The organism is Halobellus rufus (assembly GCF_000739575.1).
In the GTDB taxonomy this organism is placed as follows: Archaea; Halobacteriota; Halobacteria; order Halobacteriales; family Haloferacaceae; genus Haloquadratum; species Haloquadratum rufum.
This window is the reverse complement of the sequence record NZ_BBJO01000024.1, coordinates 1-25,322: the sequence shown is the minus strand read 5'-3', so window position 1 is coordinate 25,322 and position 25,322 is coordinate 1. Positions and strand designations below refer to the sequence as shown.

The window sequence follows — 25,322 nt, the reverse complement described above, 5'->3', positions numbered from 1 at the left end:
TCAGGATCGATCGTCCGGACGGCGACGGACCCACTCGTCGTTCCCGTACTTCTCCTCGACTCGGGCGCGGGCGCGCTCCAGTTCGCCGTCGGTCCACGATCCCACGTCGGCGTCCGCCCAGTCTGCGAGCGATTCTTCGACTGCAGCGACCAGATCCTCGCGGGAGACGTCCGCCAGTTCGTCGACGCCGACGACGCGCTCTTCGAACTGCTCTCGCGACACTCCGTGGCCAGAGAACACGCCGAGGTGGTCGTCGGCGTAGACGGAGTACGTGAGCGAGCCGTGTTGGACGACGGCGTCGCGGCGGCGGTACTGGGCGTTTCCGCTGAGCTTCCGACCCTCGGCGACGATGTCGTGTGCCGGGTGCAGTTGCCGGAGGTAGCACGCCGGCCGCCAGATCTCCGGGACCGACTCGCTCACGTAGTCGGCGTCGACGCCCACGCGCTCGAAGGCCTCCAAGATCGGCTCACAGAGGAGGTGATACGCGTCCATCAGATCGCCCGGGAGCTCCGATTTCGGCGCGGTGATCGAGTAGGAGACGTCCCCGTCGACGTCGTGGTAGATGCCGCCGCCGCCCGTCTGTCGGCGGGTCACTGACACGCCTTCCTCGTCGCAGTGCGCCCAATCGACGGTGTCGGGGTCCTGTCCGTAGCCGAGCGAGAGCGTGCTCGGCGACCACCGGTACACGCGGACCGTCCGGGGTCCGCCCGCGGCGGCGGTTTCGGCTGCGATCTCGTCCAGTGCCATCTGCATCGGTCCGTCGCGGGCCTCCTCGCGGATCAACCGCCACTGACGGTCCGCGAGCGGGCCACTCTCGGCGGTCATACTGGAAGCTACGGCCGGTTCGGGAAAGCAATTTCGTCGCGGTGGCTACACAAATTTCACATAGCATTATATGGTTTATTTGGGTGGACAGCCGACTCGCGGACCTTTTACGCGTCGCCCGCTCACTACCGGTATGGTGCGGAATGTCGCCGGATTGATGACCGAGCTCGAACCCGAGGACTTCTATCTCCTCTCCGGCGTCGAACACGGGATGCGCTTTTCGGAGTGGGTCAACCGCGAGAAGCTCCCCTCCCTCTCGAATCTGACCGCCGAGGAGGTCGACTACCGGCTCGATCGGTGTGCGACACGAGAGTTGATCGAACGAAAGACCATCCAGTACGAAGGGTACACCCTCACTGCGGAGGGATACGACGCGCTCGCGCTGCGGGCCTTCGCCGAGCGCGATACGATCGAGGGCGTCGGTGCGCCGCTCGGCGTCGGCAAGGAGAGCGACGTCCTCGAAGTGCAGTCGTATCGCCCGCTCGCGCTGAAGTTCCACAGGGAGGGCTACACGAACTTCCGCGAGGTGATGCGCGAGCGCGATTACACGTCCGATAACCAACACGTGTCGTGGCTCTACACCGCTCGAAAGGCCGCAGAACGCGAGTACGAGACGTTGGAAGCGCTGTTCCCTGCCGTATCGGTTCCGCGACCGATCGACCAGAACCGGCACGCTATCGTGATGGACAAGTTCGACGGGATCGAACTTCACCGCGCGAAACTACCGGAGGAACAGGTCCTCGGCGTCCTCGATCTGATAGTCCGAGAGATCGCGGCAGCCTACGACGCCGGATACGTCCACGCGGATATGAGCGAGTACAACGTCGCAGTGAGCGAGTCGGGAGTGACGATCTTCGATTGGCCCCAGGCCGTGCCCACCGATCACGACAACGCGCGCGAACTCGTCCGGCGCGACCTCGATAACCTCCTGTCGTACTTCGAGCGCAAGTACCCCGGATCGATGCCCGATCTCGACGCGAGTGCGATCACGGACCGCGTCGCCAGCGACGACTTCGAGAGCGTCCGAGAACACGTGGTCTAACCGTCTTTCTCGACACATACGCCCGTTCTCACGATGGTGTCGGGAGGGCCTGTCTCCCAGCAAATAAATCGTATAGTGCAATACCGAATCTAGAAACGGGTCGATCGGCGTTCACGTCGTCGTTCCGACGTACCGTCGCCACGCCGTCGTCGACCCGGGCGGCGTCTGACGCGGGCGTTACGTTCATACACGATGGCGTCTAATCTCGACGTACGGAATGAGGCGGGATTACTTCGAGCTGGACGTGGAGAACGTCTCGTGGGTCGACGACGGCGGCGACCCCAAGAAGCCGCAGGTCCGGATCGACTTTCACGGGCCGAACGACGTACTCGAGCGGCGACTCTCGGATCCGACGGGCGGTTATCTCGAGGCGAGCGAGACGGACGTCGCGTTCAGACTCCAGGATCCCCTCGAGGACCCCGACGCGGCCGGCGTGGTGAGCGTCACCAACCGCATCACCGGCGATTTCGTCCTCGAACTCAACGAGTCCGCCGACGACGTCCTCGCGTTCATCCGTGCGGCGCGCGAGTACGGCCGGGACGCCGCCGACGAGGGACGCTACCGGGTGGAAGTCCGCATCGACGGCGAGGAGGCGGTCGTCTACGAGAAACAGACGTTCCTCGTCTACGACGCCGACGGCAATCTGCTCCGGTCACACAGCCTGATCCCCTCGGGCGTCGAGCTGTGAACGGGCAACCGGACCGGTTTTAACGGAACCGCTACTACCCCGTCAGCGTGGAGAACGTCACCGATCGCATCCGAAACCCGTTCGATATGCGGCCGCCGTGTGACCGGTTCGTTCCCGGATACGGGGACGCGAACGCCGACTTCCACGTCATCGGCGATCACCCGGGCGTTCACGGCGGGCTCGACACCGGCGTTCCGTTCACCAACGAGTCGGGACGCCGACTTCAGGCGGCGCTGCAGGAGGCCGGGCTCCTGCGGGAAGCGGGCGATCAGCCCGATCTCGTTCGGACGTTTTTCTCGTACCTGCACATGTGCGCACCCGACGTCGAGGAGCCGACGCAGTCCTCGTACGACGACCTCGAGCGATTTTTCGACGCGGAGCTCCGTGCGATCGCCGCGCACGTGCTCTTGCCCGTCGGCGCGCGCGCGACTGCCCACGTGCTCGAAACCTACACCGCACAGGCGTGGAAGACCGAGGTCGATATGGAGCGGTTGCACGCGACCGAGATCAGAGGGAGCGGCTTCCTCGTCGTCCCGATCGCGGATCCCGCGTGGTGGGACGACACGCACCACGAAGGGCTCGTCGAGGGAATCGAGACGCTCCGGTCGACGGATTACCGACGCGAGGCCGACCTCGGCCGCTTCAGTCCCGGCGACGATCCGTACCTCGTCCGGTAATCCACCGGACATCCAGTTCACGGATGAAAAGTTGGTGGTCGTCGCCTGCTCACGAGGGGAAGAAACGCAGTTGTCATATTTTGTACCGCATTCTGTGCAAAACCGATCGTGTAGTTGAAATCCGGCTAGTACCGGGCGGAAATTAGTTCTATCACAGCACTTTTGAGGCCAAACGGAAAACAAACAGTCGACGCGCGTGGTCGAACCGGGCGCGTCAGGTAAGGAGCTGCGAGACTGGTGCTCTTCGCAGTGGCTTGGTCAGTCAGGGGCCCGCTCGACGCGGCCCCGTTTCCTTTCACTAGCGCTGTTGGCTGACTCAGACCTACGGACGTTCTCACGGAGCGATCGCGAGTCACGAGCGCGGCGTGCGGGTAGTGAGTGCCACACGGCCGACGTCGAGGAGGAACCCCGCAGTCGCGAGGGCCGGGGAGAGCACGACGAGAGCGAGGACGACGCCGTCAGGAAGCGACACAGCCGTGTCGGCCGCGAGCGCGATAAGCGGGGCGACACCCCCGGCCGCATACAGGTAGGACAGCCCGCGTCCGAAGGTGACCACGACCGCCGCGAGTACGACCGCGAGCGCGACGACTCCGATCGGAAAGAGCAGTGAGAGGGGCGCATCGGGCGTCGCAGCGAGGGCGACCGCCGCCGGCCCGGCGAGTTCGGACGATCCGACGACCGCTGCCGCGGGATCGGCGAGTGCCGCACGGCGAAGCGTCGCGAGCGCGGCCGCGTTCGCCCCGAGATACTGCCACAGCCCGGCGAGATAGAGCCCGCCGGCGAGCAGCACGCCGATCCACGCGTACAGCAGCGGCGTCACGAGCCGCCGCGACTGCCGCGTCGTTTCGGCCCTCGACGCCGCAGTCGACCCGGATCGGCCCGTTTTCCCGGAGCCGACGTGGCCTCCCGCCCCGGTCGTCGTCCTCGACGATGCCCCGCTCGCCGCACTCGACGACGTCTCGCCCGTCGGTCTCGACGACCCTCCGGTCGTTGTCGTCGACGACGTCCCGGCCGTACGGGTCCGCTCGGACTCCGATCGCGTGGACTGGTTCGCTTCCGACTGCGTCCGGTGGGAGCGGCGTCGGTCCGTTCGGTCCCGACCGCTGGATTTCGATCCGCTGGCCGTCTCGTCGTCGGCCGAGGACTCGCGATCGGTCCCCGCCGCTGTCCCCGGTCGGGGTTCGGTCGGCCGGGCCGGCCCGGTCGGCAGCCCGTCCAAACGCTGTTTCACGTACGTCCGGTGGCCCATCCGGTCGTAGGCGGCGCGTTCGGTTTCGTCCGAGAGCACCTCGTGGGCCTTCTTCAGCGTCTTGAACTGCGCGGTCGCCCGCGCGTCGTCGTTGACGTCGGGATGATAGCGCCGGACCTTTCGCCGCCACGCGCGGTTGATCTCCTCGGTCGAGGCGTCGCGGGACACCTCCAGCAGGTCGTAGAAATCTTCCATCCCCTGTCAGCGCGGTTTGCGAGCGACCGAATTTAATGTACCGACGTGACCGACGCCCCGACGTCGCACCCGTCTGCGGAAATTGCCGCGGGGTACGGTATGGTAATCCTCATAGTCGTCCGAGCGGGTTACGCAGTATGGACGTCACCCGGATTCAGCTCGAAAACACGGTTTTCGAGGGGCAAAACAACGTGTACCTGCTCGAAGGGGCGGTGACAACGCTGATCGACGTCGGCATCGCGATGGCCGACGTCCGGTCGGACCTCCTCGACGGCCTCGCCGCCGCCGGCGTCGAACTGGCAGACCTCGATCAGATCCTCCTCACGCACTGGCATCCCGACCACAGCGGTCTTGCCGGCGAACTGCAGGCGGAGTCGGGAGCGACGGTCCGCGTCCACGAGGACGACGCGCCGCTCGTGGCCGGCGACGAGGCAGCGACGGAGGCCCTCACACAACTCAGAGAGCGGCGGTTCGACGAGTGGGGGATCCCCGCCGGGAAGCGGACGGAGCTGGCGGACGTCCAAGCGAACTTCGCGGGGGTCGCGGGCGATCCCAGCGACGTGCAGACGCTCGCCGCCGGCGACAGCGTTCCCGCCGGCGACGGCGAACTCGGCGTCTGGCACCTCCCGGGGCACGCCGCCGGACACGTCGCCTTCACGTACGAGACCGAGGGCGAGGAACTCCCGCTTCCCGAGGGTGACGCGGACGAGCCGGGCGAATCGGAGCCGCGTTCGGTCGCGTTCGTCGGCGACGTCATCCTCCCGGAGTACACGCCGAACGTCGGCGGTGCGGACCTCCGAGTGGAGCGGCCGCTCGAACGCTACGTCGACAGCCTCGACCGCCTCATCGCCCGCGACCTCGACTTCGCGTGGCCGGGGCACCGCGACCCGATCGCGGAGCCCTCCGAGCGCGCGCGCGTCATCCGCTCGCACCACGTCGAGCGGACGCGACGCGTCGTCGACGTGCTGCGCGAACACGGCCCCGCGGACGCGTGGACCGTCAGCGCGCACCTGTTCGGCGAACTCGAAGACATCCACATCCTCCACGGTCCGGGGGAGGCGTTCGCGCACTTAGACCACCTCGAACACGCCGGCGTCGTCGATCGCGACGGCACGGCTGCTCGGGGGGATGCAGGCCAACGCGGCAGCGTCGCCTATCGGTTGCTCGACCGCGATCCCGACGTCTCGGCGCTGTTCCCGAAGACGAAATACTGAAACGCTGTGACCGACAACGAGGTTCTATGGAACTGCGGGTCATCGACAAGACCGACGAGGAACTCCGCATCGAGGTCGCCGGCGAGGACCACACGTTTATGAACGTGATCAAAGGCGCGCTCTTGGAGACCGAGGGCGTCGCCGCTGCGACCTACGACGTGAACCCCGAGCAGTCGGGCGGACAGACCGAACCGATTCTCTCGATCAAGACGGAAGCGGGCGTCGATCCGCTCGACGCGCTCGGCGACGCCTCCCGGAGCGTCCAGACGAAGATGGACGACTTCTCCGCGGAGTTCGAGTCGGCCGCGTAGTCGGGCGCTGTCGGCTCTGCCGGGACCTCCGTCCCAGTCGCTCTGGCACTCGACCTGCGTTCGGTCCGAACCCGCGACAGACGGCCGTAGCGAGCCCTACAGTCGGACGGGCACGCCGCGCTCGTCGAGATACTCCTTCGTCTCTTGGATGCTGTAGTCGCCGAAGTGGAAGATCGACGCCGCCAGTCCGGCGTCCGCCCCGGCCTCGGTGAACACCTCGTACATGTCCTCCGGCCCGCCGCAGCCCGAGGAGGCGATGACGGGCGTCGAGACCGCGTCGCAGACGGCCTTCGTCAGCGGGATGTCGTATCCCTCCTTCGTCCCGTCGGCGTCGATGGAGTTGACGAACAGTTCGCCCGCGCCGCGTGATTCCGCCTCCGTCGCCCACTCGACGACGTCGACGCCGGTGCCCTCTCGGCCGCCCTTCACCGTGCACTCGAACCAGCAGGACTCGCCGTCGACGTCGACGTAGTGCTCGCCGCGCTCGTCGTAGCGGCGCTTCGCGTCGACGGAGATGACGATGCACTGCGAGCCGAACGCCCGCGCGCCCTCGTCGATCAGCTCAGGGTTCTCCAGCGCCGCGGTGTTGATCGAGACCTTGTCGGCGCCCGCGCGCAGCGTCTCCTTGATGTCGTCTCTGGTCCGGATACCGCCCCCGACGGTGAGCGGGATGAACACCTCGTCGGCGACCGCCGAGACGGTGTCGAGCATCGTCTCGCGGCCGGCCGCCGAGGCGGTGATGTCGAGGAAGACGAACTCGTCTGCGCCCGCCTCGTTGTACCGCTTGGCCATCTCCACCGGGTCGCCGGTGTACTGCAGGTCCTCGAAGTTGACGCCGGTGTAGACGGCGGGGTTCCCGTCGTCGTCGAGGTCGACGTCGATGCAGGGGATGATCCGCTTCGTGAGCATTTGCTATCTGACCGTTCGCGGATGAACCGCTTGATGGTTTCGACTACGCCCCTCCGTCTCGCGGTGGAACGGTGGCGTACGGAGGTTTATATACCGAGGCGCGGCCAGTCGCCCCGTGATCTGACGTCGACCGCGACGCGAGAAGCGGGTGTGCGACACACCGCGTCGCGAGGGTCCGTGTCGCCTGTTCGCCCCATAATGGTGCGCTCCCACGCCGCAAGCCCAGAGCTGCTGCGCTACAGTTCGTACACGCGCGCCTCCCACGGTCGAAGCTCGAACGCCCCATCGACGGCTTCCCCGACGCGATCCTCGCCATCCCCGTAGTTCGCGATCACGACCGAGGGAGTCGCGTCGGCGGCCCCGACGGGAAGTTCGACGTCGGTCGGCTCTCCGGAGGCGTTGAGCACCACGAGCCACCGCTCCTCGCCGAGGGTCCGCGTGTACGCCCAGATCCGCTCGTGATCCGGTACGAGCGGGTCGTAGTCGCCGTAGACCATCACGTCGTGTTCGCCCCGCAGCGCTATCAGCCGTCGGTAGTAGTGCCACACCGACTCCGGATCGTCGCGCTCGGCGGCGACGTTGATCTCCCCGTGGTTCGGGTTGACGCCGATCCACGGCTCGCTGTCGGGGTCGGTGAATCCGGCGTTCGACCCGTCGGACCACTGCATCGGCGTCCGGGCGTTGTCACGGCTGTTCGCGCGGACGGCGTCCGCGACCGCCTCGAAGGAGTCGATCTCGCCGCGATCGATCGCCCGCCGAACGGGGTGTTTCGTCTCGACGTCCCGGAACTCCGAGAGCGACGCGAACGGCGCGTTCGTCATTCCGAGTTCCTGCCCCTGATAGACGTACGGGGTGCCGCGGAGCGTGTGCAGCAGCGTCGCGAGAAGCGTCGCCGACTCGCGACGGTACGCCCCGTCGTCGCCGAAGCGCGAGACCGTCCGCGGCTGGTCGTGGTTGGAGAGGTACAGGGCGTTCCACCCCGCACCTTCGAGTCCGGCCTGCCACTTGTCGAAGACGGCTTTCAGTTCGGGGAGTTCCCACGCCTCCCGCTCCCACGGCTCCGCTCCGCGGTCGAGGTGCATGTGTTCGAAGTGAAAGAGCATCGAGAGGCCGTCGCCGTCCGGTCCCTGCCCGACGTACCGGCGCGCGTGCTCCAGCGAGAGGCTTCTCCCGGCCATCTCCCCGACCGTCAGCAGGTCCGGAGAGAGGACGGCCTCGCGCATCTCCCGGAGGTACTCGTGGACCCGCGGCCCCTCGCTGACCTGATCGAAGGTGTCGCGCTCGGAATCGGCCCCGATCGGCGGCAACCCCGGCGGTTTCGAGACGAGGTTGATGACGTCCATCCGGAACCCGTCGATCCCCTTCTCGAGCCACCAGGCCATCGTGTCGAACACCTCCTCGCGGACGCGCTCGTTCGACCAGTCGAGGTCCGGTTGCTTCTCGTCGAACAGGTGGAGATACCACTCCTCGGTCGTCTCGTCGTAGGTCCACGCGGGGCCGCCGAAGAACGACTGCCAGTCGTTCGGCGGTGCCTCGCCGTCTGGTCCCTCCTCGGCCGTCCACGGTACTTCGGCCGCGTCGCGCCCCTCGCGCCAGAAGTACCAGTCCCGGTAGTCGCTGTCGCGCGAGCGGCGCGAGCGCCGGAACCACTCGTGCTCGTCGGAGGTGTGGTTGACGACGAGGTCCATCACGAGCCTGATGTCCCGGTCGTGCAGTTCCGCGAGGAGTTCCTCCCAGTCGGCCATCGTCCCGAACTCGTCCATAATCGCGCGGTAGTCGGCGACGTCGTACCCGTTGTCGGCGTTCGGCGACTCGTACACCGGGTTGAGCCAGACGACGTCGACGCCCAGGTCGTCGAGGTAGTCGACCTTCTCGACGATGCCGGGGATGTCGCCGACGCCGTCGCCGTTCGAGTCGTTGAACGACCGCGGATAGATCTGGTAGACGACGGCCTCCTTCCACCAGCGGCGCGTCTCGCCGTTCGGTAGCGTCTCCGCGTCGTCACCGCCTCGGTCGGGGGCCGTCCCGTCTGCGGTCCCACTGTCGGCCATACCGCCGCGACGCACCGGGATCAATTAAGCCTCGGGAGGCGTTCCGGAGCGATCCGTCCGTCGCGAGCGCCCGATTCGGGAGCGTTTTAGTAGTCGGTGCGCCATACTCGGCGTATGAGCGACCACGACGACCACGGTGCGGACGGACACGGTGCCGACGAGCACGGCCACGACGACCACGGTGCGGACGGACACGGTGCCGACGAGCACGGCCACGACGACCACGGCTCGGACGAACACGGCAGCGACCTCGTGAGCACTCGGGTCACTTCGCCGATGCAGGACTTCGGAATGAGTCAGGTGACGACCGGGCTGTTGGTTCTCGCCGTCGGCCTCGTCGTCGTCTTCGGAATCCCGCTGCTCGTCTGAGATCGGGTTTCAGTCGAGTTCGGCGGCGAGAACGTCGCGAAGCGACGCGATCGTCTCGGCGTCGACAGCGAGCTTTTCGCCGCCGACAGCCAGCGACAGCGTTCCGTCCTCGGTCGCCTCGCCGAGTTCCGTCACCGGTGCGATCCCGTCGAAGGCCGCCTCGACGGCCTCCGGATCCGTGGTCTCGACGACGGCGCGGCCGGGCGTCTCCTCGAAGAGCGAGGGGAGATCGTCGACGGCGACGTCCGCGCCCGCCTCTCGCGTTACCATCTCCGCGAGCGCGACCGCGAGGCCGCCGTTGCTCACGTCGTGCACCGCGAGCGTCGACTCGGCGTCGGCGACGTCCGCGAGCGTCGCGACGACGCCGCTGGCGTTCTCCGGGAGCGTCGGGAAGCGGTCGGAGCCGCCGAGTTGCGCGAGCAGTTCGGAGCCGCCGAGCGCGTCGCTTCCCTCGCCGACGAGCAGGACCGTCCCCTCGCCCGCGAACGCCGCTTCGGGGGCGTCGTAGCCGGCCTTCGCGCCGACCATCGCGAGCGTCGGCGTCGGCGGGATCGGGCCGGCGACCGAGTCGTTGTACAGCGAGACGTTGCCGCCGACGACCGGGACCGAGAGGTCGCTGCACATGTCCGCGAGGCCGTCGACGATGGCCTTGAAGCCGCCGTAGACGTCGGGTTTCTCGGGGTTGCCGCCGTTCAGGCAGTCGACCGCCGCAAGCGGCGTCGCGCCCTTCGCGGCGAGGTTCGTCGCGTTCTCGAGGGCGACCGCGCGGGCTCCGTCGTAGGGCGCACAGTCGGTCCACGCGGGGACGGCCCCCGCGGACATCGCGAGGCCCGTTCCGGCCTCGCGGATCGCCATCACGGCGGCGTCGTCGCCGGGGAGCAGCGCGGTCCGCGCGCCGACCTCGTGGTCGTACTGTCGGTAGACCCACCGCTTCGAGGCGGTGTTCGGCGCGCTCACGACGGCCTCGAACGCGGCGTCGAGGTCGATCTCGGGTCGGTCCCGCTCGGGCTGGGTCGGCTCGGTCGAGTCGAGGTCGTTCATCGGCGCGCCGTCGGCGAGGAACTCCGGCGGCACGTCGACGACCGTCTCCCCGTCGAACGTGCAGACGTAGTTGCCCTCGGCGACCTCGCCGATCACCGAGCAGCCGAGGTCGTAGCGCTCCGCCACCGCGGCGACGGCGTCGACGTCCTCCGGCCGGACCTCGTAGCACATCCGCTCTTGGGACTCGGCGAGCACGATTTCGAGGGGGTTCATGTTCGGCTCGCGCTGGTGGACGCGATCGAGTTCGATCCGCGCGCCGAAGCCGCCCTTCGCGACGAGTTCGGAGGACGCGCCGCCGAGGCCGGCCGCGCCGAGGTCGCGGGCCGACTGTACGAGATCGGCGTCGATCAGGTCCTCGTTGGCCTCGATGAGCAGTTTCTCCGAGTACGGGTCGCCGACCTGGACCGCGGGGCGATCTTCCGTCTCGGCGTCTTCCGCGAGGTCCTCGCTCGCGAACGACGCGCCGCCGAGGCCGTCGCGGCCGGTCGCGTTGCCGACGAGGACGAGTTTGTTCCCGGACTTCTGCGCCTCGGCCGTCACGAGTCGTTCCTCGTCCAGCAGGCCGACGCAGGCGACGTTGACGAGCGGATTTCCTTCGTAATCGTCGTGGAACTCGACGCTCCCGCCGACGGTGGGCACGCCGATGGCGTTGCCGTAGTCGGCGATCCCCTCGACGACTCCGTCGAGGAGATATCTGGTGTGCTCCCGGTCGAATCCGCCGAAGTAGAGGCTGTCCGTCAGCGCAATCGGGTATGCGCCCATCGAGAGCGTGTCGCGGACGATGCCGCCGACGCCCGTCGCCGCGCCGTCGTAGGGATCGACGTACGAGGGGTGGTTGTGGCTCTCGATACCCATCGTGACGTACGTCTCCGTCTCCGAGTCGCCGTCGTTGTCGGGGAGTCGAACGACGGCGGCGTCGTCGCCGGGGCCGACGACCACCTGCTCGCCCTCCGAGTCGAACGCGGAGAGGAGCGGTCGCGACGAGCGGTACGCGCAGTGCTCGCTCCAGAGGTTCTCGAACAGCGCCGCCTCCGTGGGTGTGGGGTCGCGGCCGAGTTCGGCCGTCACCAGTTCGCGATCAGCGTCCGGCAGGCTCATTCACTTCCCTGTTCAAGAAGGGCGAATTAATGCTTTTCTGTGTGCACGTACGTGCATTTCCCGAGGCGTCGCGCGGCCCTCGCGCGAGCGACGACCGGATCGGGCCGCTTTTTTAATCCCGGCGACTACCTCCGACCGTGCTATCGGTCGAGCTGCACGCGCACTCGTCGCTGTCGTACGACGGCCGCGACCCCGTCGAACTGCTCTTAGCGCAGGCGCAGGCCGTCGGCCTCGACGCGCTGGCGGTGACGGACCACGACGAGATCGACGCCAGCCTCGAAGCCGCCGAACTGGCCCCCGAGTACGGGCTCGTCGGCATTCCGGGGATGGAAGTGACCTCGGCCGCGGGCCACGTCCTCGCGTTCGGCATCGACGAGCTGATCCCGGCGGGGCTCTCCTACGACGAGACGCTCGACCGCATCCACCAGCAGGGCGGCATCGCCGTCATCCCGCACCCGTTTCAGTCCTCCCGCCACGGCGTCGCCGCCCACATCAGCCGCGATCAACTCGCCGCCGCGGACGCCATCGAAGTGTACAACTCCCGGCTGTTCACCGGCTGGGCGAACCGGAAGGCCGACCGATTCGCGACCGCACGCGAACTGCCCAAGACCGCAGGAAGCGACGCCCACATCGGCGAGATGGTCGGACAGGCGGTCACCGAAGTCGCGACCAACGACCGCTCGGCGGCGGGGATCCTCGACGCGATCGTCGCCGGCGAGACGACGGTCGTCGGGAAGCGAACGCCGTGGCGAATCTCCTTCCGACAGTTCGGCGGCGGCGTCAAGCGCCGGATCAAGCGCACCGTCTCGGACTTGGTGTAGATGCCCGCCGCCGATCCATCGGACGGCGTCGTGCACGGTGCCGACCCCGCGCTCGTTCGACGGGCGATCGAGACCGGCGAGGCGCTTCCGGGCAGCGCGGGCTTTTCGGGCGTCGTCGACGGTGCTCTCGTCCGCGACGTGCTCGGCCGCCGGCCCCTGTTCGTCGACGCCGCCGACCCGTCGACGTGGGCGTTCGACCGCAGGAACCTCGCCGATCCCGTCTCCGCCCCGGCGGGGACGGTGACCGCCCTCGGTGACGATCCGGGCGGTGAGCCGACGTGGACGCTCCCCGAGTTCGCACCGACCAGCGACGACGAGCGGGCGCTGACAGCGGTTCGCGACGCGGTACTCGACCGGGTACGGCTCGGGACGTCCGGCGACGGTGGCTCCGCCGACGACCTCGCCGTCGCGTTCTCCGGCGGCGTCGACAGCGCGGTCGTCGCCGCGGGCGTGCCCGACGCGCCGTGCTACGTCGCGGGCTTCGAGGGAAGCCACGACGTCGCGGCCGCCCGGGAGGCGGCGGAGGCGATGGACCGCGATCTCCGCGTCGTCGAACTCACTCACGAGGACCTCCTCGACGCGGTCCCGACGCTCGTCGACGCGCTCGGCCGGACGAACCCGATGGACCTCTCGATCGCGTTGCCCCTCTTTCTCGTCGCCGAGCGCGCCGCGCGCGACGGATTCGAGCGACTCGCGCTCGGGCAGGGCGCGGACGAGCTGTTCGGCGGCTACGCGAAGGTCGCGAAGGCTCCCGACGACCCGCGGGTCGCCGCCGACACGATCCGCGGCGCGCGTCGGGAAGTGCTCGCGACGATCCCCGGACAGGCCGAGCGCGACGTCCTCGCGGTTCGCGCGGCGGGCATCGAGCCGGTGACGCCGTTGCTGCACGACGACGTCGTTGTGGCGGCGCTGGAGCTCCCGGGACACCTCCTCGTCGACGGCGACGAGCGGAAGGTGGCGCTGCGTGAGGCCGCCCGCGGGATCGTTCCCGACGCGGTCCGCACCGCGGACAAGAAGGCCGTCCAGTACGGCACGTACGTCTCCCGGGAACTGGACCGACTGGCTCGCCAGGCCGGATACAAGCGCAGAATGGAGAACCACGTCGAGCGGTACGTCCGCGACCTCGTCGGCGACGGTCCCGTTCGGCCGCCGGACGACGACGGGGACGCGTAGTCGCTACTTCTCTGCGGTTTCCGCGTCGTTTCTCGCCGCCTCGATCGCCTCTACGGAGAACTGCACGGTGTCGGGGTCGACGTCGCTCTCGCGGAGGTCGCGCTCGTCGTACCACGCCCACGCGTCGGGGTCGGCCTCGTCGTCCCCCGCGGGATCGATCTCTCGCGACGACACGCAGGCGTAGTAGACGTGGTCGATGTGCTGGTGGCCCGCCGTCCCGTCGTCGTGGACGTTGATGTCGTAGAGCATCTGGTGTCGCGGCCGCGGTAGCACCTGCCCCGCCGGCGCGTCGACGGTTGGCGTCCCGTCGATCAGGTCGGCGTCGAGTCCCGTCTCCTCGTAGACCTCGCGAAGCCCCGCCTCGTGCGGGAGTTCGTCGCGGTCGACGTGGCCACCCGGCGGCACGCGGATCCCCAGCCGATCGTGGTGGTGCAGCGCGACGGCCCCGCTCTCGACGATGTACACCGTCGCGGTGAAGTGCCGTGTCGTCTCCATACGCGCCGATGCGTCGGCGCGCACGTGGCTCTTACTGTTCGGCTCCGGCGACGGCAGCGGCCAACTGGGGGGACACGACCTCCAACTGAACGCCGCGTGCGAGCCCCCATCCGACGTTCGTTTGCCGGCCAAGGATCCACCGGGCGGGAATGGAAGGGGCCGCGGTCTCGACGAAGGTGGCCGACCCAAGCACTTCAGGAGCGAGCGAAGCGAGCGACGAAGCGCGCAGCGAGGCCCCCGAGTCGAGACCGCGGGGGCTTCCGAGGTGTTCACAAGAGCTATCGCTGTCGTCGCATATTCGCGGCCCACGTACAGCGCGCACCGAAACCCTTACTCCGGGGCCACGGCTCCTCACGGATATGAGCGAGACGCCCGTCGACGCGGAGGACGTCGAACACGTCGCGGAGCTGGCTCGCGTCGATCTCGACGACGAGGAGGTCGACGCGTTCGCGGCGCAGTTCGCGGAGATCCTCGAGTACTTCGAGGCCCTCGACGAGGTGCCCGAAGTCGAGAGCGAGGCCGACCTGGTGAACGTGATGCGACCGGACGAGGTCCGAGAGAGCCTCTCACAGGAGGAGGCGCTCGGAAACGCCGCCGAGACCGAGGACGGCTACTTCAAGGGACCGCGGGTGTCCTGATGAGCCTGAACGCGTTCATCACCGAGGAGACGATCGCGGGCGACGCCGACGGCCCGCTCGCGGGCACGACCGTCGCCGTCAAGGACAACATCAGCACCGAGGGGGTCCGGACGACCTGCGGCTCGGCGATGCTGGAGTCGTACGTGCCGCCCTACGACGCGACCGTCGTCGAGCGGCTGAAAGACGCCGGGGCGACCATCGTCGGCAAGGCGAACATGGACGAGTTCGGGATGGGCGGCACCACCGAGACCTCGGCCTACGGCCCGACGAAGAACCCCGTCGACGAGGGGCACGTCCCTGGCGGGTCCTCCGGGGGTTCGGCGGCGGCCGTCGCCGCCGGCGAGGCGGACCTCGCGCTCGGCTCGGACACCGGCGGCTCGGTCAGAAACCCCGCGGCGTTCTGCGGCGTCGTGGGACTCAAGCCCACCTACGGGCTCGTCTCCCGCTACGGCCTCGTCGCCTACGCGAACTCCCTCGAACAGATCGGGCCGATCGCCCGGTCCGTCGAGGACGCGGCGGCGCTGCTCGACGTGATCTCGGGGCCCGACCCGCGCGATTCGACGACGCGATTCGACGTCGGCGGGGAGGACGCCGAAAGCGAAACCGGCGCACACCCCGCGACCGACTCGAACTACGCCGCCGCGGCCGACGGCGACGTCGACGGCACGACGGTCGGCGTCGTCACCGACCTGCTGGACGGCGCTGACGAGCGCGTCGTCGAGCGCTTCGAGGCCGCACTCGACGACCTCCGCGCGCAGGGCGCGGAGACCGTCGAGGTCTCGCTGGAGTCGGTCGAACACGCGGTGCAGGCGTACTACGTCATCGCGATGTCGGAGGCGTCCTCGAACCTCGCGCGCTTCGACGGCGTCCGGTACGGCGAGTCCGGCGGCTTCGAGGGCAACTGGAACGACGCCTTCGCCCGCGCCCGCGAGGAGGGCTTCGGTGAGGAGGTCAAGCGTCGCGTCCTGCTCGGCACGTTCGCGCTGTCCGCGGGGTATCACGACAAGTACTACAAGAAGGCCCAGGACGCCCGCGCGTGGGTCAAGCGCGACTTCGACGACGCCTTCGAGGAGGCCGACGTGTTGGCGACGCCGACGATGCCGGTGCTCCCGCCTGCCCTCGGCGACAGCCTCGACGACCCGCTCCAGCTCTACCTGATGGACGCGAACACCGTGCCGGTGAACCTCGCGAACCTCCCCGCCATCTCGGTGCCCGCGGGCGAGGCCGACGGTCTCCCGGTCGGACTCCAGTTGATCGGGCCGAAGTTCGGCGAGGAAGCGATCGTCCGCGCCGCCTCGGCCGTCGAAGCGTAACCACAGTCAGCGGCGGAGCGGTACGTTTTCAATACCGGCGGTCGGATCGCCCACAGAGCCGTTATGTATATCATCGTCGTCGGTGCTGGAAACATCGGCACGCCGCTGACCGAGATCGCTACCGAAGGCGGTAACGAGGTTGTCGTCATCGAACGCAATTCCGCGAAGGCAGAGGCCGCAGCCACCCAGTTCGATTGTCTCGTGCTCAACGACGACGCGACGAAAAAGGAAACGCTGCTAGACGCCGGAGCAGACCGCGCGGACGCACTTATTTCGACGACCGATCAGGATGCGACGAACATTATGGTCTGTCTCCTCTCGAGGGAACTCGAGATTCCGAACGTCGTCTCCGTCGTTCACAACCCCGACCACATGAACCTCTACCGGGAGATCGGAGTGAACACGATGGAGAACCCACAGCGGCTGATCGCCGAGTACCTCTACCGCTCGGTGAAGCGACCCTCTATCGTCGATTATATGCGAATCGGCGAGGAGGCGGAGGTCTTCGAGATCCGCGTCGACGATGCCGCACCCATCGCCGGGATGACGGTCCGGGAAGCTGCCGAGTCGGGTCACCTCCAGAGCGATATGCTCGTCGTCGCGATCGAACGCGATGGGACGGGAGACCCGATCACCCCGCGCGGGGATACCGTCATCGAGGGCGGGGATCTCCTGACAGTCTACTCTGCGATGGGGGCAACACCGGACGTAACCGACGTGTTCGGTCACTTCGAGGATCATTGATGCCTCGGCCACGTCCGCGCGCAGTCTCGGGATGGCCGCGGGACCTTGCGACGATCGCTCGCGACGTCGGATCGCTGCTCGCGATGGAGGCGACACTGATGACCGCTTCGGTCGTCGTGCCGCTTGTATTTCGAGAGTGGCACGTAGCCGCAGCGTTCTTCCTTGCGGGCGGTATCACGGCCGCGGTGGGCTTCGGAGCGCGACGCGCATTCGAGACCGCGCCGGAACCCCGGATGAAACACGGGATGATCATCGCGGCGGCCGGGTGGCTGCTCGTCGCGCTCTTCGGTGCGCTGCCGTTTTTTCTCGCCGCCCGATTGACGCCTGCTGCGGTTGCGATGTCGTACGTTCCCGCGGGTGCGTCGTACGCACAGTCGAGTCTGTTGTACTTCGCGAACCCCCTGCACGCCGTCTTCGAGAGTATGAGCGGGTGGACCGGGAGCGGGCTCACGATGGCCGTTCACGAGCCGTCGTTACCGCGCGGCCTTCAGTGGTGGCGCTCGCTCATCCAGTGGGTCGGCGGGGTCGGCGTCATCGTCCTCACGGTTTCGATCTTGGCTCGTCCGGGAAGCGGGAGCTACGCCCTCTACCGGTCTGAAACCCGCGAAGAGCGGATCCATCCGAGCATCGTTTCGACGGTTCGGGAGGTCTGGAAGATCTTCCTCGGCTACACTGTCGTCTCGATCTGCGTGTTGTTCGCGGCGATTCTAACCACAGAGTACGGTTCCGCACTGCCGCTCTGGGAGGCAGGTTGGCAGGCACTCAACCACGCGATGACGGGGCTCTCGACCGGTGGGTTCTCTGTCACCGACAACTCCATCGCGACGTACGACTCACCGCTCATCGAGTTCGTTCTCCTGCCCGTGATGACCCTCGGTGCCATCGCGTTTCCGATACACTACGCAGTTCTCAAGGACCGCGATATCCGAATTCTTCGCGGTGACCTCCAGACACGCTGGCTGCTGATCCTCTTGGCCGTCGGTGCGGTGGTCCTGACCGTACAGAACGTCAGTTCCATTCCGCGCGTTCCCGCCGCTTTCGACTCGACGTGGCTCGGTCCGGGGGCCCCGTTCGATCCTCACGCAGTCGATGCGAGTCGCGACTCCGCATTCCAGTGGATCAGCGCGCTCACCTGCACCGGATTTCAGTCGGCACCGATCGGGCGCTGGACCGACGGCGGGAAGGTGTTGCTTTCCGGTGCGATGGTCCTCGGTGGCGCAGCGGGATCGACAGTGGGCGGTATCAAAATCATTCGGGGCTACGTCATCGGACGGGGAATTCGCTGGCAGTTCCGGCGCGTTTTCCTCCCGGCGAGCGCCGTCGTCGGGACGCGCCTCAACGGTCGGCGGCTCAACCGCGAGGAGATGGAGCGGGAGTTCTCCGAGGCAGCCATCGTCACGCTGTTGTGGTTACTCATCTTGGTCGCGTCCAGCCTCGTCTTGGTGAACCTCACCGCTCCGGAGTTCGGGTACGCCGACGCGCTCTTCGAGGTCGCCTCCGCGCAGGGGAACGTCGGGCTCTCGACTGGGATCACCGGACCGACGATGCACCCGGTTGCGGAGGCGATGTTCCTTCTGAATATGTGGATCGGTCGCTTGGAGATCATCCCAATCCTCGTCTTCGCGCGGTCGCTTCTCTACGGCCTTGATCCGTGAGCGAGAGTACGCGCCATGTGTTCTCTGATCGTCACCTGGTCCAGTACTCCGACGTCAACAGCACCAACACGGGGAAGATTTCTAACCGACCGATCCACATTAGCGCGAACATAAAGAGCTTGCTCGGATTCGAGAACGTGAGGTAGCTTCCCATCGGACCGACCACGCCGAATCCCGGACCGACGTTTCCGAGCGTCGCCGCCGTCGCGGACAACACTTCCAAGACTGTGAGGCTCAGGCCGACCCGCGTCGCGTCGAGGAAGATGAGCCCGGCCGAGACGAAGAATATCACCAGATACAGGAGCGTAAAGGCGTAAATTCCGCGGACGGCCTGCTCGTCGATCGTCCGACCACCGAGCCGAACCGGACGGATGGCCTCCGGGTGAGCGGTGGTGAAGAGCTCCCGTCTGATGGACTTGATAATCACGTACCACCGGATGATTTTGATCGCCCCGCCGGTAGATCCCGCAGAGCCACCGATGAACATCGCGAACAGCAGCAGGTACTGTGCGGCCGGTCCCCACGCGTTGAAGTCCATATTTGCGTATCCCGTCGTCGTGACGATCGAGACGGCCTGGAACGCCGCATAGCGCAGCGAGGGTTCGAGCTGTCCGACGATCTCTCCCCGGAACCTCTCCAGGTAGGCGGCATCGAAGGTCTCTCCCGCGGGGGCCGCCCCGACGAGTCCGTCGGCGAAGAGGATTGCGGTGACGATGGCCGTCAACACTGCCAAGGCACCGACGTAGAACTTGAATTCGGCGTCGCGGACGAGTCGCTTCGGCTCGCCCGACAGCACGTGCCAGAACAGCGCGAAGTTCGTCCCCGCGGCGATCATAAAGGGAATGATTATCCACTGGGCGGCCGCGCTGAACGCCTCGATGCTCCGGGCCTCGGGTGAGAACCCACCGGTCGGCATCGTCGTCAGCCCGTGCGCGACGGCGTTGTACAGCGTCATCGACTGGTCCACACCGGTCACGTGGAGGCCGTAGAGCAGCGCGATTTCTAGGACGGTCAATCCGAGGTACGCGCCCCACAGCGCCCGCGCGGTCTCGGCGATCCGCGGCGTCAGTTTCTCGATTCCGGGGCCGGGCGCTTCCGCGTCCATCAACTGTGCGCCGCCGACCGACAGTTCCGGGAGGATCGCGACCGCGAGGACGACGATCCCCATCCCGCCGAGCCACTGGGTGAGCTGTCGCCAGAGCATTATCGAGCGGGTGTGCGACTCGAAGGAGATATCGCCGAGCACCGTCGCGCCGGTGGTCGTGAAGCCGCTCATCGCCTCGAACAGCGCGTTCGCCGGATTCGCCAGTGTCGATTCCGGATGGGTTGCAGCGAAAAGCGGCGGCAGGCCGTGCGCCTCGATCAGGTACGGAACTGCACCGATCAGGGCGACGGCGAGCCACGTGAGCGCCACCATCAGGAAGCCCTCTCGGGCTCGGAGGTCGGGGTCGGCGTCCAGTCGCTCCAGCGCGATCCCCACGGTCATCGTGAGCGCCATCGTCGCGACGAAGGGGACGACCGTCTCGCCGTAGTAGAGTGCGACGACGAGCGGGATGCACAGCGGGACGGCGAGGTACTTCAGCACCGAACCGACGAGGCTGAGACTCGCCCGGGTGTCGACGCGGAGCGTGACGCTCATAACCGGGCAGTGACCTCGTCGACGACGTCGATTCCGGCGAACACGACGACGTGGTCGCCGACCTCGACGACCGTGTCACCGCGGGGCGTGATGAACTCCCGATCGCGCGTGATCGCGCCGATGACGACGCTCTCCGGGAGGTCGCTCGTCGACTCCTGAATCGGTCGTCCCGCGAGGATGCTCTCGGCGTCGACCTCGATTTCGAGGACCTCGGCCTTGTCCGATTCGATGAGCGCCACGTTCTCGGCGTCGCCCTCCTGCGTGAACCGCGATATCTCCTCGGCGACGACGCCCCGCGGGCTCACGCCCACGTCGACGCCGACGGTCTCGAAGAGGTCGACGTACTCGGCGGTGTCGATGATCGCGATCGTCCGCTCGACGCCCATCCGCTCGGCGAGCAGCGACACGAGCAGGTTCTTCTCGTCGGAGTCGAGCGCGGACACCACGACGTCGGCGTCGCCGACGTGCTCGCGTTCGAGGAACTCGATGTCGGTGGCGTCCGATTCCATCACGACCGTTTTCGGGAGCCGTTCGGCCAGGTCGCGCGCGCGGTCTCCGTCCCGCTCGATCAGTCGGGGCTGGAACCCGCGGTCTTCGAGCAGTCGCGCGACGTGGTAGCCGATCTCGGAGCCGCCGACGACGACGACCTCCTCGGCGGTCCCGGGCGACTCCTCGGGGGCGACAGAGCGGGCGAACTCCTGGACGCTCCCGGGCGAACCGATCACCACGACGCGGTCCTTCGGCTTGATGACCGTGTCGCCGCGGACGATCTCGACGCAGCCGTTGCGGAGGATCGCGACGAACGTCAGCGAGTCGAAGCGGTCGGCCTCCGCGACGGTCTGGTCCGCCACCGGACTGTCGGCGTCGACCTCGAACTCGGCCATCTGCACCTGTCCGCCAGCGAAGGGGTCGACGTCGCGGGCGGCCGGGAGGCCGATCATCCGGACGATCGACTCCGCGGCGAGCAGGTTCGTACAGACCATGAAGTCGACGCCGAAGGCGCGCTTCGAGCGCTCCCACGTCCGGAGGTACTCGGTGTTTTTCACTCGCGCGATGGTGAACGCATCGGAGACCGCCTTCGCCGTCGAACAGACGACGATGTTGGTCTCGTCGTTGTCGGTCGAGGCGATGACCATGTCCACGTCCTCGATGCCGGCCTCTTCGAGCGTCCCCACCGAGGTCCCGTCGCCGGTCACGCCGAGGACGTCGAGCGAGTAGTTCAACTCCTCGACGCGCTCGGGGTCGCAGTCGACGACGATCACCTCGTGAGTGTCCGCGAGGTCCGCGGCGATGCTCGATCCGACCTGCCCCGCACCGACGATCACGACGCGCACGGGGAATCACCCGGATTCATTCTCTCAGAGTGTGCCCGACGCTGGCGTATTTCTCTTTCGGCATCGATCTATCCCGCTCACGACGCCTCGTACCCCGCCGAGGATCGCTGAAACACCCGAATGTGGCGCTCAGGACCGTCGTTCGACAGTCAGATCGACCGGCCGCGACTCGCCTTCGAGGTCGACGACGATGCGCTCGACGATCCGCTGGGCCTCGCTCGCGATGGCCGGCTTGAGGCGATCGACGACCCAGTTCAGGGAGACGAACCGCGGCAGGCCGATCCCGCCCTCGTCCGCCGACCGCGGATCGTAGGCGACCTCGAAGGAGACCCGCGTGGCCGTCTCCGCCCAGTCGGGCGCGTCCGCGGGGAGTTCGTCGAGCCCCTCGATCCGCCAGCGACCGCTGGCGTCGAGGTTCTTCACGACCCGCCACTCGATGCGCTCCGGCGGGTCGACCTCGGTGACTTCCGACTGGACCGTGTAGGTGAGCTTCCACCACGCGAACCGCAGCGCGTACTGCGTCCCCGCGCCGCCGTCGCCGCGCCGCCTGACGACGTCGCGGAGGTGATCGGCGTAGGACTCGTACCGCGGGAAGTCGAGCAGGAGGTCGTAGACCGCCCGGGGCGGTGCGTACACGACGGTGCTGACGACGAGTTCGTCCACGCGGGCAGTTGGCGTGCGATCGGCAAAGCGTTGTGGGCTCCCGCCGTCGGTCCGTTCGATCGCCTCGACTCCGACCGGCGACCGCGCCGGTCGTTCCCAACGGTGCGCCGGACTCACAAGCCGAGCGTCCGACCGGAACGCACTTGTTGAAGAACGATCATATCCCACACGATGGTCGGGGCGACCCTGCGGGACATCAGCCAGCACGTCGACTGCCTCGCGGCACCGGGCGGGCCGTACGCGGTCGTCTGCGGACGCACGGGCTGTGAGCCCTACCCGGTCTCGGGCCGTCGGTTCGACGACCGCGACACGGCCGCGGAGGCCGCGGAGGCCGCAACCGAGTACCGCGCGACGCTCCGACAGTACGATCCCCAGGTGCCGTTCTACGAACCGCTGGTTCACGACCTCGAGGACGGGCCGACCGGTGCGGCGTCGTCCCCCGAGGTCGACCCGCGGGTGCGGTACCTCCGATTCTGTCACACCGTCGCGGGGGCGACGTTCGAGGCGCTCAACGCCGCGTCGCTCCGGGAGGTCGAGTCGGCGGCGATGGAGACGTACCTCACGCTGGCGGAGGTCGTCGAGGACCGCGACGACTTCTGTCTCACGCTCCTGTGGAGCGTCACGAGCGAACTGGCCCACCGCGCGGACCGGCGCGAGCGGGCGGACGTCGTCACCGCGACCGCCCGGGCGCTCCGCGGACCCGACGCGACCGCGACGCTCTCGCCCGACGAGGCGCTCCGCGCGGCGATCGAAGAGCTCGCGGACGTCGGGTTCGTCGCCGCGGACTCCGTCGCCGTCGGCGCCGGGCCGGAGCGCTGGCGGGTGACGTTCGGCGACTACGCGCTCGCCGAGCGGACGGGGCGGCTGCCGACGCTGCCGATATCGGTGACGCTCGGCCAGTACCTCCCGGGGACGGACTTCGCGTTCACGGCCGCGACCCCGGTCGACGGGGACCGCTGGCAACTCACGCTCGAACTCGACGAACCCCCGGCGGGCCTCGTCTCGGTGGACGCGACCGACGAGGGGCAGTTGTACGCGACGCCCTCGCAGTACTGAGCACGGTTCGGAGGGGCCCGTCGAATACCGGCGGGTAGTGGACGGGCCAGACCGTGAGACTCATCGGCGACAGTCGCCTCTCGGCGCGTATGGTCGCCAAAGAGACCGACGGCAGTGCGACAGCCGACCGAGACGCCCGCGACGGCGTCGAGTCCGCGGACGTCCTGATCGTCGGCGGGGGCGTCGCCGGACTGACCGCTGCGACGTTCACCGCCCGCGCCGGGCTGGATACCGTCGTCGTCGATACCGACGAGAGCATCCTCGCGCGGAACGCCCACCTTGAGAACGTCCCCGGGTTCCCCGGCGGCGTCAACGCCCGGCAGTTCCTCGACCTGCTCGCCGAACAGGCCACAGAAAACGGGGTCCGGCGGCGCTCCGGGCGCGTCACGGCCGTCGAAGCCGCCGCGGACGGGTTCGAGGTGCTGGCGGGTGTCGGTGACGACGAGTCGGAATCGACGGACGTCGACGCCGACCGCTACGTCGCCGACGCCGTCGTCGCCGCCTCGTGGTCGGACGCGTCGTATCTGGACGGCCTCGACGTGGAGACGCGCGAGGCGGGCTCGAAGGAGTACGTCGCCGTCGACGACGTCGGGCGGACGAACGTCGCGGGCGTCTACGCGGCCGGGCGTATCGCCGAGAAGTACCACCAGGCCGTCGTCGCCGCGGGCCACGGTGCGGAGGTCGGCCTGACGGTCGTCCACGACTCCGACGTCGCCTACTACCACGACTGGGTGACGCCGGAGGGCTACTTCACCGACCGCGGCCGCGAGGTCCCGCCGGGCTGTGAGGAGATCGACGGGGCCGAGCGCGACCGCCGCCACGAGGCCGCTCGCGAACGGATGCGCGAGGCGTTCGCCGAGCCGCACCCGGAACCCCAGCGGACCCATCCCAGCCTTGTCGACGACGAACTGGGGGGCTCGACGAGTAGCATTCGGCGGTCTCCGTCCGGTAGATCCTCGCCCAGCGCGTGACGGTTCAGTCTTCGAGATCCGACCGCAGTTCTACACCCGACGCCGAGCGAACGAACCGACAGACTGCATCGATCGATCTCCCGGTAATCAGGGGTGAATTTCGGCAGCCCACCGCCGTCGAACAGTTACGTCGTCGAATTTCACGCCTGAACTTGCGAGTAACGCTTATACTCGCGTCCCCCTTTATAAACACGGATGACTTCTGACCCCGAGTCGCAACGGATCCCTTTCGTCGTCGTCGAGGCCGTTGCGGCCGCAGAAGGCGTTCCCCCGATGGAGCTGACCCCGCTCGGCGAGGTCGTGGACACGGACGCGATCGAGGCCCTCTTCGCCCGCCCGACGCCGACCGGCCTCGAAGTCCGCTTCGAGTACGAGGGACACACGGTCCTGATCGACGAGGAGCGACGGGTCAGGATTCTGGACGAATAGGTGTCTGAACGGGGTGGCGCTTCTGGACGCGTAGCCTCGCCCGTCGAACTGCCCCCGCTCCTCGAACCGTCCCACCGGACGGAACGGGGGCTTTTACATCGGTCCCGACGAATCGTCGAGCGATGTTAGACGGGGTCAACGTCGCGCTCGGCGTCTCGGGGAGCATCGCGGCCGTGAAGGTCGTCGAACTCGCCCACGAGCTGCGGCGGCAGGGTGCGGCAGTCCGCGGAGTGATGACCGAGAGCGCACAGGGGATCATCCACCCGTGGGCCGTCGAGTTCGCGACCGAGAACGACGTCGTGACGGAGCTGACCGGGCGCGTCGAGCACGTCGAACTCTGCGGCCGGGAGGGCTGGGCGGACGTGCTGCTGCTCGCGCCTGCGACGGCGAACACCGTCGGGAAGATCGCCGGAGCCGTCGACGACACGCCCGTCACGACCTGTGCGACGACCGCCCTCGGAGCCGACCTCCCGGTCGTCGTCGCGCCCGCGATGCACGAGCCGATGTACGATCACCCGGGCGTGCTGGAGGCGATCGAACGCGTCGAGTCTTGGGGCGTCGACTTCGTCGACCCGCGCATCGAGGAGGGGAAGGCGAAGATCGCGACCGAGGAGGCGATCGTGACGGCCGTCGCGCGGGCGACGACCGAGCCGACGCTCGCCGGTCGACACGTCGTCGTGACCGCGGGGTCGACCGCGGAGGCGATCGACCCGATCCGGATC

General features: G+C 67.8%; 25 protein-coding genes. 16 read left to right on the top strand and 9 right to left on the bottom strand.

Features of this window, described 5'->3' with window-relative positions; genetic code table 11:
- Complete coding sequence (locus ACP99_RS10215; protein ID WP_049986512.1) at positions 1–825, bottom strand: lipoate--protein ligase family protein; 825 nt, start codon at positions 823–825, stop codon at positions 1–3.
- A 133-nt stretch (positions 826–958) separates the two neighbouring features.
- Between ACP99_RS10215 and ACP99_RS10210 the strand changes: the two genes are divergently transcribed.
- The 3 genes from ACP99_RS10210 (at position 959) to ACP99_RS10200 (ending at position 3,232) form a co-directional block, all read left to right on the top strand.
- The gene (locus tag ACP99_RS10210) at positions 959–1,867 is read left to right on the top strand and encodes a serine/threonine-protein kinase RIO2 (RefSeq protein ID WP_049986511.1); all 909 of its coding nucleotides are present in this window, start codon (positions 959–961) and stop codon (positions 1,865–1,867) included.
- Positions 1,868–2,084: 217 nt separating this feature from the next.
- Positions 2,085–2,555, top strand: coding sequence for a DUF5793 family protein (locus ACP99_RS10205; RefSeq protein WP_049986510.1), 471 nt, complete (start codon positions 2,085–2,087; stop codon positions 2,553–2,555).
- A gap of 47 nt (positions 2,556–2,602) precedes the next feature.
- Positions 2,603–3,232 (top strand): uracil-DNA glycosylase family protein, encoded by a 630-nt coding sequence (locus ACP99_RS10200; RefSeq protein ID WP_049986509.1) that lies wholly within the window; start codon positions 2,603–2,605, stop codon positions 3,230–3,232.
- Between the two features lie 352 nt (positions 3,233–3,584).
- Here ACP99_RS10200 and ACP99_RS10195 read toward each other — a convergent pair whose 3' ends face one another.
- Positions 3,585–4,676: a DnaJ domain-containing protein gene (locus tag ACP99_RS10195; protein WP_049986508.1), complete on the bottom strand. Its 1,092-nt coding sequence runs from the start codon at positions 4,674–4,676 to the stop codon at positions 3,585–3,587.
- A gap of 137 nt (positions 4,677–4,813) precedes the next feature.
- On the opposite strand from ACP99_RS10195, the gene ACP99_RS10190 reads away from it, so the two are divergent.
- Positions 4,814–5,890 (top strand): MBL fold metallo-hydrolase, encoded by a 1,077-nt coding sequence (locus ACP99_RS10190; RefSeq protein ID WP_049986507.1) that lies wholly within the window; start codon positions 4,814–4,816, stop codon positions 5,888–5,890.
- A gap of 26 nt (positions 5,891–5,916) precedes the next feature.
- The gene (locus ACP99_RS10185; RefSeq protein WP_049986506.1) at positions 5,917–6,201 is read left to right on the top strand and encodes a DNA-directed RNA polymerase subunit L; all 285 of its coding nucleotides are present in this window, start codon (positions 5,917–5,919) and stop codon (positions 6,199–6,201) included.
- Between the two features lie 96 nt (positions 6,202–6,297).
- On the opposite strand, the gene hisF is transcribed toward ACP99_RS10185, so the two are convergent.
- Together hisF and ACP99_RS10175 are read right to left on the bottom strand one after the other, a co-directional pair.
- Positions 6,298–7,110, bottom strand: a complete 813-nt coding sequence (gene hisF / locus ACP99_RS10180; RefSeq protein ID WP_049986505.1) for an imidazole glycerol phosphate synthase subunit HisF — start codon at positions 7,108–7,110, stop codon at positions 6,298–6,300.
- Positions 7,111–7,346: 236 nt separating this feature from the next.
- Positions 7,347–9,161 (bottom strand): glycoside hydrolase family 13 protein, encoded by a 1,815-nt coding sequence (locus ACP99_RS10175; protein ID WP_049986504.1) that lies wholly within the window; start codon positions 9,159–9,161, stop codon positions 7,347–7,349.
- 114 nt (positions 9,162–9,275) lie between these two features.
- Between ACP99_RS10175 and ACP99_RS19995 the strand changes: the two genes are divergently transcribed.
- On the top strand, positions 9,276–9,530 hold the full coding sequence (locus tag ACP99_RS19995; protein WP_156105663.1) for a DUF7550 family protein: 255 nt from the start codon (positions 9,276–9,278) through the stop codon (positions 9,528–9,530).
- Between the two features lie 9 nt (positions 9,531–9,539).
- On the opposite strand, the gene purL is transcribed toward ACP99_RS19995, so the two are convergent.
- Positions 9,540–11,669 (bottom strand): phosphoribosylformylglycinamidine synthase subunit PurL, encoded by a 2,130-nt coding sequence (gene purL, locus ACP99_RS10165; protein ID WP_049986503.1) that lies wholly within the window; start codon positions 11,667–11,669, stop codon positions 9,540–9,542.
- A 137-nt stretch (positions 11,670–11,806) separates the two neighbouring features.
- On the opposite strand from purL, the gene ACP99_RS10160 reads away from it, so the two are divergent.
- Entirely contained in the window at positions 11,807–12,490 is a 684-nt protein-coding gene (locus ACP99_RS10160) for a CehA/McbA family metallohydrolase (protein WP_049986502.1), read from the top strand.
- A gap of 30 nt (positions 12,491–12,520) precedes the next feature.
- Entirely contained in the window at positions 12,521–13,663 is a 1,143-nt protein-coding gene (locus ACP99_RS10155) for an asparagine synthase C-terminal domain-containing protein (RefSeq protein ID WP_049986616.1), read from the top strand.
- Positions 13,664–13,666: 3 nt separating this feature from the next.
- Here ACP99_RS10155 and ACP99_RS10150 read toward each other — a convergent pair whose 3' ends face one another.
- The gene (locus ACP99_RS10150; RefSeq protein WP_049986501.1) at positions 13,667–14,158 is read right to left on the bottom strand and encodes an NUDIX hydrolase; all 492 of its coding nucleotides are present in this window, start codon (positions 14,156–14,158) and stop codon (positions 13,667–13,669) included.
- A gap of 359 nt (positions 14,159–14,517) precedes the next feature.
- Here ACP99_RS10150 and gatC point away from each other — a divergent pair, with 359 nt between their 5' ends.
- From gatC to ACP99_RS10130, 4 genes are all read left to right on the top strand, one after another.
- A complete protein-coding gene (gene gatC / locus ACP99_RS10145) occupies positions 14,518–14,796 on the top strand; it encodes an Asp-tRNA(Asn)/Glu-tRNA(Gln) amidotransferase subunit GatC (RefSeq protein ID WP_049986500.1) in 279 nt (92 codons plus the stop codon).
- Positions 14,796–16,109 carry an Asp-tRNA(Asn)/Glu-tRNA(Gln) amidotransferase subunit GatA gene (gene gatA, locus ACP99_RS10140; RefSeq protein ID WP_049986499.1) on the top strand — a complete coding sequence of 438 codons (1,314 nt, stop codon included), beginning with the start codon at positions 14,796–14,798 and terminating at the stop codon, positions 16,107–16,109. The genes gatC and gatA overlap by 1 nt, the downstream gene beginning before the upstream one ends.
- Before the next feature lie 63 nt (positions 16,110–16,172).
- Positions 16,173–16,853 carry a potassium channel family protein gene (locus ACP99_RS10135; RefSeq protein ID WP_049986498.1) on the top strand — a complete coding sequence of 227 codons (681 nt, stop codon included), beginning with the start codon at positions 16,173–16,175 and terminating at the stop codon, positions 16,851–16,853.
- A complete protein-coding gene (locus tag ACP99_RS10130; RefSeq protein WP_049986497.1) occupies positions 16,853–18,508 on the top strand; it encodes a TrkH family potassium uptake protein in 1,656 nt (551 codons plus the stop codon). Before ACP99_RS10135 ends, ACP99_RS10130 begins: the two co-directional genes overlap by 1 nt.
- A 31-nt stretch (positions 18,509–18,539) precedes the next feature.
- On the opposite strand, the gene ACP99_RS10125 is transcribed toward ACP99_RS10130, so the two are convergent.
- The 3 genes from ACP99_RS10125 to ACP99_RS10115 form a co-directional block, all read right to left on the bottom strand.
- Positions 18,540–20,147, bottom strand: coding sequence for a TrkH family potassium uptake protein (locus ACP99_RS10125; protein ID WP_049986496.1), 1,608 nt, complete (start codon positions 20,145–20,147; stop codon positions 18,540–18,542).
- Positions 20,144–21,481, bottom strand: a complete 1,338-nt coding sequence (gene trkA, locus ACP99_RS10120; RefSeq protein ID WP_049986495.1) for a Trk system potassium transporter TrkA — start codon at positions 21,479–21,481, stop codon at positions 20,144–20,146. Before trkA ends, ACP99_RS10125 begins: the two co-directional genes overlap by 4 nt.
- 129 nt (positions 21,482–21,610) lie before the next feature.
- Complete coding sequence (locus tag ACP99_RS10115) at positions 21,611–22,144, bottom strand: type II toxin-antitoxin system RatA family toxin (protein ID WP_049986494.1); 534 nt, start codon at positions 22,142–22,144, stop codon at positions 21,611–21,613.
- 171 nt (positions 22,145–22,315) lie between these two features.
- Between ACP99_RS10115 and ACP99_RS10110 the strand changes: the two genes are divergently transcribed.
- From ACP99_RS10110 to ACP99_RS10095, 4 genes are all read left to right on the top strand, one after another.
- Positions 22,316–23,200: a DUF7551 domain-containing protein gene (locus ACP99_RS10110; RefSeq protein ID WP_049986493.1), complete on the top strand. Its 885-nt coding sequence runs from the start codon at positions 22,316–22,318 to the stop codon at positions 23,198–23,200.
- Between the two features lie 89 nt (positions 23,201–23,289).
- The gene (locus tag ACP99_RS10105; protein ID WP_081927425.1) at positions 23,290–24,171 is read left to right on the top strand and encodes an NAD(P)/FAD-dependent oxidoreductase; all 882 of its coding nucleotides are present in this window, start codon (positions 23,290–23,292) and stop codon (positions 24,169–24,171) included.
- Between the two features lie 195 nt (positions 24,172–24,366).
- Positions 24,367–24,600, top strand: a complete 234-nt coding sequence (locus tag ACP99_RS10100; protein WP_049986492.1) for a HalOD1 output domain-containing protein — start codon at positions 24,367–24,369, stop codon at positions 24,598–24,600.
- A 122-nt stretch (positions 24,601–24,722) separates the two neighbouring features.
- On the top strand, positions 24,723–25,322 hold a 600-nt coding region (locus ACP99_RS10095; protein ID WP_331280767.1), incomplete at its 3' end, for a flavoprotein.

Bases quoted from the DNA above. Each gene is read 5' to 3' on its own strand.
- ACP99_RS10215 (WP_049986512.1), bottom strand. From the start codon at position 825: ATGACCGCCGAGAGTGGCCCGCTCGCGGACCGTCAGTGGCGGTTGATC.
- ACP99_RS10210 (WP_049986511.1), top strand. From the start codon at position 959: ATGGTGCGGAATGTCGCCGGATTGATGACCGAGCTCGAACCCGAGGAC.
- ACP99_RS10205 (WP_049986510.1), top strand. From the start codon at position 2,085: ATGAGGCGGGATTACTTCGAGCTGGACGTGGAGAACGTCTCGTGGGTC.
- ACP99_RS10195 (WP_049986508.1), bottom strand. From the start codon at position 4,676: ATGGAAGATTTCTACGACCTGCTGGAGGTGTCCCGCGACGCCTCGACC.
- ACP99_RS10190 (WP_049986507.1), top strand. From the start codon at position 4,814: ATGGACGTCACCCGGATTCAGCTCGAAAACACGGTTTTCGAGGGGCAA.
- ACP99_RS10185 (WP_049986506.1), top strand. From the start codon at position 5,917: ATGGAACTGCGGGTCATCGACAAGACCGACGAGGAACTCCGCATCGAG.
- hisF (WP_049986505.1), bottom strand. From the start codon at position 7,110: ATGCTCACGAAGCGGATCATCCCCTGCATCGACGTCGACCTCGACGAC.
- ACP99_RS10175 (WP_049986504.1), bottom strand. From the start codon at position 9,161: ATGGCCGACAGTGGGACCGCAGACGGGACGGCCCCCGACCGAGGCGGT.
- ACP99_RS19995 (WP_156105663.1), top strand. From the start codon at position 9,276: ATGAGCGACCACGACGACCACGGTGCGGACGGACACGGTGCCGACGAG.
- purL (WP_049986503.1), bottom strand. From the start codon at position 11,669: ATGAGCCTGCCGGACGCTGATCGCGAACTGGTGACGGCCGAACTCGGC.
- ACP99_RS10150 (WP_049986501.1), bottom strand. From the start codon at position 14,158: ATGGAGACGACACGGCACTTCACCGCGACGGTGTACATCGTCGAGAGC.
- gatC (WP_049986500.1), top strand. From the start codon at position 14,518: ATGAGCGAGACGCCCGTCGACGCGGAGGACGTCGAACACGTCGCGGAG.
- gatA (WP_049986499.1), top strand. From the start codon at position 14,796: ATGAGCCTGAACGCGTTCATCACCGAGGAGACGATCGCGGGCGACGCC.
- ACP99_RS10135 (WP_049986498.1), top strand. From the start codon at position 16,173: ATGTATATCATCGTCGTCGGTGCTGGAAACATCGGCACGCCGCTGACC.
- ACP99_RS10130 (WP_049986497.1), top strand. From the start codon at position 16,853: ATGCCTCGGCCACGTCCGCGCGCAGTCTCGGGATGGCCGCGGGACCTT.
- ACP99_RS10125 (WP_049986496.1), bottom strand. From the start codon at position 20,147: ATGAGCGTCACGCTCCGCGTCGACACCCGGGCGAGTCTCAGCCTCGTC.
- ACP99_RS10110 (WP_049986493.1), top strand. From the start codon at position 22,316: ATGGTCGGGGCGACCCTGCGGGACATCAGCCAGCACGTCGACTGCCTC.
- ACP99_RS10105 (WP_081927425.1), top strand. From the start codon at position 23,290: ATGGTCGCCAAAGAGACCGACGGCAGTGCGACAGCCGACCGAGACGCC.
- ACP99_RS10100 (WP_049986492.1), top strand. From the start codon at position 24,367: ATGACTTCTGACCCCGAGTCGCAACGGATCCCTTTCGTCGTCGTCGAG.